The organism is Massilia sp. P2_C2, from assembly GCF_056404615.1.
Map to the genome: position 1 here is coordinate 1 of NZ_JBFUDR010000370.1, position 5,261 is coordinate 5,261.

Below are 5,261 nucleotides of genomic sequence, written 5' to 3' on the forward strand. Positions count from 1 at the left end.
CGGGCCTTCGAAGTCGAGGACGACGCCGGCGACCTGCCGGATTACGATATCCAGAACCTGTCCAGCCAGTTGGCTGAAAAAGGCTACGCCGTCACCTCGGTGACGCATCACTGAGCCGGCACCGGCAGCGCGCGCTGCCGCAAGCCAATCGCGGCCATGCGCCTTCCGACCCGATTAGCCGGGGCGGGCGGCGTACGGCCGCGTGTCGCATATGGTATCCTTTCGCCTCGTTTAACTGGGGGTACGCGGAGGCGTGATGAAGTGGTTTGTTGTCGGTTTTTTAGTGCTGTCCGTCCTGCACATCCATTTCCGAGGCAAAGTCCGCCTGCCGTTCGGCCGGCAGCTGTTCGACCATTCGTCGTTCATGGCGCCGATCAATATTTTCATGCACTTGTTTTCGAAAGTGCCGAGCACGCCGTACATTCCGGTGCGTGAATTCCCCGAGTTGTCCGTGCTGCAGGAAAACTGGCCGACGATCCGTGAGGAAGGCCTGCGCCTCATCGAGATGAAAAAGATCAAGGCGTCCGAGCAGAACAACGATGCCGGTTTCAACTCCTTCTTCAAGACCGGCTGGAAGCGCTTTTACCTGAAGTGGTACGACGCCAGCCACCCGTCGGCCGAGCGCCTGTGCCCGAAAACGTATGCGTTGCTGCAGGGCATCCCGTCCGTGAAGGCGGCGATGTTCGCCGAACTGCCGCCGGGCGCGAAGCTGAACCCRCACCGCGACCCGTTCGCCGGTTCCATGCGCTATCACCTGGGGCTGGCCACGCCGAACGACGACCGCTGCTTCATCGAAGTGGACGGTCAGCGCTACAGCTGGCGCGACGGCCAGGGCGTGATCTTCGACGAGACGTACATCCATTGGGCCGAGAACGCCAGCGACACCGACYGCCTGATCCTGTTCTGCGACGTCGAGCGCCCGATGCGCTTCGGCTGGATGCGGTCCGTCAACCGCTGGCTGGGCCGTACGATGATGACGGCCGCCGCGTCGCCGAACGAGAGCGGCGACCAGACGGGCCTCGTCAGCAAGCTGTTCCGCATTTCCTATGTGCTGGGCCAGTACCGCCGCCGCTACAAGGCGTGGAACAAGACTGCGTACAAGGCGACGAAGGTGGCGCTGATCGTGGGGCTGGCCGCGCTGGTGTATTACATCTAAAAAAAGGGCCGCAAGCGCGGCCCTTTTCGCTGGGCCGCGCCTTGCGGCCAAAGGGGATCTCAGAAAGAAAAAGGCATCCTCACCATGAGCGTCACGTCGGGCGTGTCGCGGGTCAGACCGGCGCCGACGGAAACGCTCAGTGTGCGGTTGTTTTTCAACCGGTAGGAATAGCCCAGCAGCAGGGTGCCCAACTGGACCCGGACCGAACCCGGGATCACTTCGCCGTTCTGGCGCATGCGCCCGACCGAGCTGTGGTCGTAGCCGATGCTGAACGAGGCGCGCTCGTTCAGGGCGAGACCCATGCCGAAGTTGAACCCGAACACGTCGCCCGGTTCCACGCGGCCCAGGAATTCCTTCTCGCCGTTCAGCACGGTCCGGTACAGGTTATTGCGGCTGAAGTTCTTCGTGTAGCTGAAGCCGCCGAAGAAGATCGCCGGGTCGGACGGCAGCAGCCACGTCAGGCTGGGCTGGACGGAGTAGAAGCCCGAACCCGTCGGCAGGTCGAGCGGCAGGCCGGTCCCCGTCACGTTTTCGCCCACGCAACGGGTCTGGCAATCCGTCACCACCTGGAATGGATCGCGCCCCGTGCGGCTCTTGAAGCGCATGCCGGCGATGTAGTAGGGGGAGTCGACCCCGCCGTCGTTGAGCTGGTAGCGCCAGGCCAGTTCGATGTCGCCGATGCCCTTGCCGCTCGTCTCGAACGCGCGTTCGGCCGCCGTGCCCGTGAAGATCTCGCGGCTGACGGTCGAATCGCTGCGGTACACGTACGGAATCTTCGCTTCCACTTCGAAGCGGTTGTCCACGCCGTAGCGGAACGTGGCCGCGCCCGTCGTCGTGTTGCGCTTGACTTCACGCACGTCGAGCAGGCCGATCAGCAGGGCCGGGATCACCGTATAGCCGACGAGCGCCACGCGGTTGCTGGACGAGTAACCGAACTGGACCGAGGGCTCGAACACGAGCTTGCCGCGCGGCGTCAGCACCCCCGGCGTTTCGAAGATCGGCGCCACCTCCGGCGGGCGTGGGGCGGGTGGGCGGCCGACGGATTCGTTGCCGGCGGGTGTCTGGCTGGCCGCGAGTGCCTGGTTGGCCGCCGCCGCCTGGCCGGCGTCCGCCTGCACACCGGCGCCGCCCGTCCCGCGCAGCGGCGCGAGGCGGGCGGGATACACGGGCTGCGCGAGCGGCACCGCGGGCGTCGGCGGGAGTGCGAGCGGATCGGCAGGTGCGGCCGACCCGGCCTGGAGAGGCGCCTCGTTCTGCGGTGCGGGCAGGTTCCCCGTGCCGCGCAGCCGTTCGAGTTGCGACGGCGCTGCTGCCGCGGGCGGTGCGATACCGCTCGCGCGCAGCTGGCGTTCCAGTTCGTCGACGCGTGCGCGCTGCTCTTCCAGCTGTTGTCGCATGATCTTCAGCTGCTCGAGGAGGTCAGGTCCGGACTGGGCTCCGGCCGGAGCGGCCGCCAGGGCCACGCTGACACCAATCACGCCGTACAGCGCTGGAATTTTTTGCATAAGTTTTCTCCCCAGTAGTTTCCGTCACCTGCCGGTGGCGGCGGCATTCAGCGCGTTCGCGAGGCTGGACTGGAAATTCATCGTCTGCAGCAGTCCGCGCGCATTCACGCTTGCATTAATAATGGTTTGGCTGCGTATCAGTTGATCGTTCAGGCTGTTCTGGATAACGGTGCCTCCCAGCACGTTGTTGCCCATCTGGACGGCGAACTGCCCACCGCCGTTCTGGATCAGGCGTACCTGGGCGGCGGTGTCCGCGGTCAGCGTGGACTGGCCGCTCGTCAGGCGACCGAGGTCGCCGAGCTCCAGGTCGCTGTGTTCGGCGACGTTGCCGTTGATCGTGACGATGCGCTCGATGCCGAGCGTCACCGCGAGGCCGTTGTCGGTCACGAAACCGCCGCGGTAGTCATCGAGCTTTTCCGATGCCACGGCGTTGTCGCTGCTGAACGGGTTGTCCGTGTCGCCAGCGTAGCCCTGCGTCGCGATCGCAGCGCTGGCCAGCACGAGGCCGATCTGGACGGGTAGGCGCATGGGTTCTCCTGTCAAAAATCGCCCGGACCGAATTTCGGCAGCGTCGTCATGTCGATCGCGGTCCGGCTGACGGCCTCGGCCAGCGGCGCGCGCGGGGCCGCACGCCAGTCGAGGTCGGCGTTGAACTGGGGCTTGCTCGGCGCGTCGTGGATCACGAACAGCAGCCGGGTCGGCCAGATGGATTCGAAGTGCTCGCGCGTGACGGAACGCGTGCCGCTGGACGGATCGCCCAGCAGGACGCGACCGTCGTCCGCGCCCTTGATCACGACAAAATGGTTGTAGCCCTTTTCCGAGATGAGCACGATGGCCGGCAGCTTGCTGTCGAACAGCTTTTGCAGCGGCACCTGGAAACCGTCCGCCTTGAAGCCGATCGTCGCAAGGTAGCGCTGCATGTCGAGCAGCGAAAAGCCTTCGCGCCGGATCTTGTTTTGGTCACCGATGTCCCACATCGCCTTGAAGGCGGTGGTTTCGCTGATCGGATAACCGTAGTGATAGGTGAGCAGCGTGGCCAGGGCGGCCGAACCGCAGCTGAAGTCGTATTGCTGGCGGGTCGTCGACGTGAAGCGCAATTCCCTCATGCTCTTGACCGGCACGTTGAAACGGGCGCCGCCAGGGATCGGCAGGTCGGCTGCATTTGCGCAGGCGGCGCCCAGCAATGCGCACAGCAGGGGCAGGGGGCTGTGCTTCATTTGAACTGCAGATTGACGATGGTGGCGTTCTGGATCAGGACGTTTGCGYCGCTGTTCTGGATCACCACCGGTATGCCCGACATATTCGCGAACGCCCCGGTATCGATGGAGTTCGAGCCCGTGACGACGTTCCACGCACTGTTGCCGGTAACGACGCCGTTGAGATTCGCATTGTTATTGATCGTGTACGTGTCCGTACCGCCGCGCGAATGCTCGAGTTTGCCCAGGTCRGCGGCCGGACCAAAGCCGAGCGTGTCCTGTGCCTGCGCCGTCCGGTCCGCATCCGCCACCGGCACCGTCGCCAATTCCGACTTGGCGGCAGGTGCGCTGTCCTGAGCGGGGATCGCGAGTTCCGGTCCCGCCCAGGCCGCGGATGCGCATGCCGCGAGCACAGCCAGGCTGCACACGCGGTTGCTGAGGTTGCTGACGAGTAACTGCATTCTCTCTACCCCCAGGTTGCTTCAAAAACCGCCGTGCCAGCAGGCACGGCGGTCCGTTGCTTCAGGTTAAGCGCTTACTTGCCGACGTTCAGGTTGCTCTGGACGTTCACGCTCTGCTGGATCAGGGAAGAGAAGCCGTTGTTCTGGCTGACCACCATGATGCCGGCAGCCGACTGGCCGACGCCGCTCATCGTGTTCGACATGTCGAACGTGCCGGCATTGACGTTGTTCGAGCCGCCATTGCCGCCGGTGCCGGCGGCGCCCATGCCGCCGGTGCCCACGCCAGCCGTGATGTTGGCCAGGTTGCCGCCTGCACCGCCGGTGCTCGAGCCGCCATTGCCGCCGTTGCCGCCGTTGCCGGCCGTGGCGCTGCCGTTCGTGCCCGCGCCACCGGTCGCGGCGCCGGTCGATGCCGTGCCGCCAGCGGCGCCTGCACCGCCGGTGTTCGACGCCATGCCGCTCGATGCGCCGGCACCGCCCGTGCCACCGGCACCGCCGGCGCCCGTGGTTGCCGTAGCCGCAGCGCCGGCACCGCCTGCGCCGCCAGTGCCCGTACCTGCTGCGCCTGCACCGCCTGCACCCGACGAACCCGAGCCAGCGCCGCCGGCACCGGCGCCGCCGGACGTACCCGTGCCAGCCGCACCGGCACCGCCTGCGCCGCCTGCACCGCCCGTGTTGGAGGCACCTGCGCCGCCGGTCGAGGTCAGCGCTGCCCCATTGCCGCCTGCGCCACCCGTTGCCGCACCACCTGCTGCGCCGCCGCCGCCGGCATTCGACGCCGAGGCGCCATTGCCGCCTRCACCGCCGGCTGCGCCGGCGGCACCTGCACCGCCCATGCCACCGGCCCCGCCGGCACCGCCGTCACCACCAGCCGCACCGGCACCGCCCGCACCGCCAGCGCCGCCGGTCGAGGTGCCTGCCGAGGCCGTTGCCGGGCCTGCCG

General features: G+C 66.6%; 5 protein-coding genes and 1 pseudogene. 1 reads left to right on the top strand and 5 read right to left on the bottom strand.

What is annotated here, in order from left to right; translation table 11 throughout:
- Window positions 1-256 precede the first annotated feature (256 nt).
- The gene (gene lpxO / locus AC1DYX_RS27265; RefSeq protein ID WP_477264728.1) at window positions 257-1,156 is read left to right on the top strand and encodes a lipid A hydroxylase LpxO; all 900 of its coding nucleotides are present in this window, start codon (window positions 257-259) and stop codon (window positions 1,154-1,156) included.
- A gap of 59 nt (window positions 1,157-1,215) precedes the next feature.
- Here lpxO and AC1DYX_RS27270 read toward each other — a convergent pair whose 3' ends face one another.
- The 5 genes and pseudogenes from AC1DYX_RS27270 to AC1DYX_RS27290 form a co-directional block, all read right to left on the bottom strand.
- On the bottom strand, window positions 1,216-2,661 hold the full coding sequence (locus AC1DYX_RS27270; RefSeq protein ID WP_477264730.1) for an acetate kinase: 1,446 nt from the start codon (window positions 2,659-2,661) through the stop codon (window positions 1,216-1,218).
- A 24-nt stretch (window positions 2,662-2,685) separates the two neighbouring features.
- Window positions 2,686-3,189 carry a hypothetical protein gene (locus AC1DYX_RS27275; RefSeq protein WP_477264732.1) on the bottom strand — a complete coding sequence of 168 codons (504 nt, stop codon included), beginning with the start codon at window positions 3,187-3,189 and terminating at the stop codon, window positions 2,686-2,688.
- Window positions 3,190-3,200: 11 nt separating this feature from the next.
- Window positions 3,201-3,878: a C39 family peptidase gene (locus AC1DYX_RS27280; protein ID WP_477264734.1), complete on the bottom strand. Its 678-nt coding sequence runs from the start codon at window positions 3,876-3,878 to the stop codon at window positions 3,201-3,203.
- The gene (locus tag AC1DYX_RS27285) at window positions 3,875-4,318 is read right to left on the bottom strand and encodes a hypothetical protein (protein WP_477264736.1); all 444 of its coding nucleotides are present in this window, start codon (window positions 4,316-4,318) and stop codon (window positions 3,875-3,877) included. Before AC1DYX_RS27285 ends, AC1DYX_RS27280 begins: the two co-directional genes overlap by 4 nt.
- Window positions 4,319-4,392: 74 nt before the next feature.
- Window positions 4,393-5,261 (bottom strand): annotated as a pseudogene (locus tag AC1DYX_RS27290) (hypothetical protein); the annotation flags it as partial.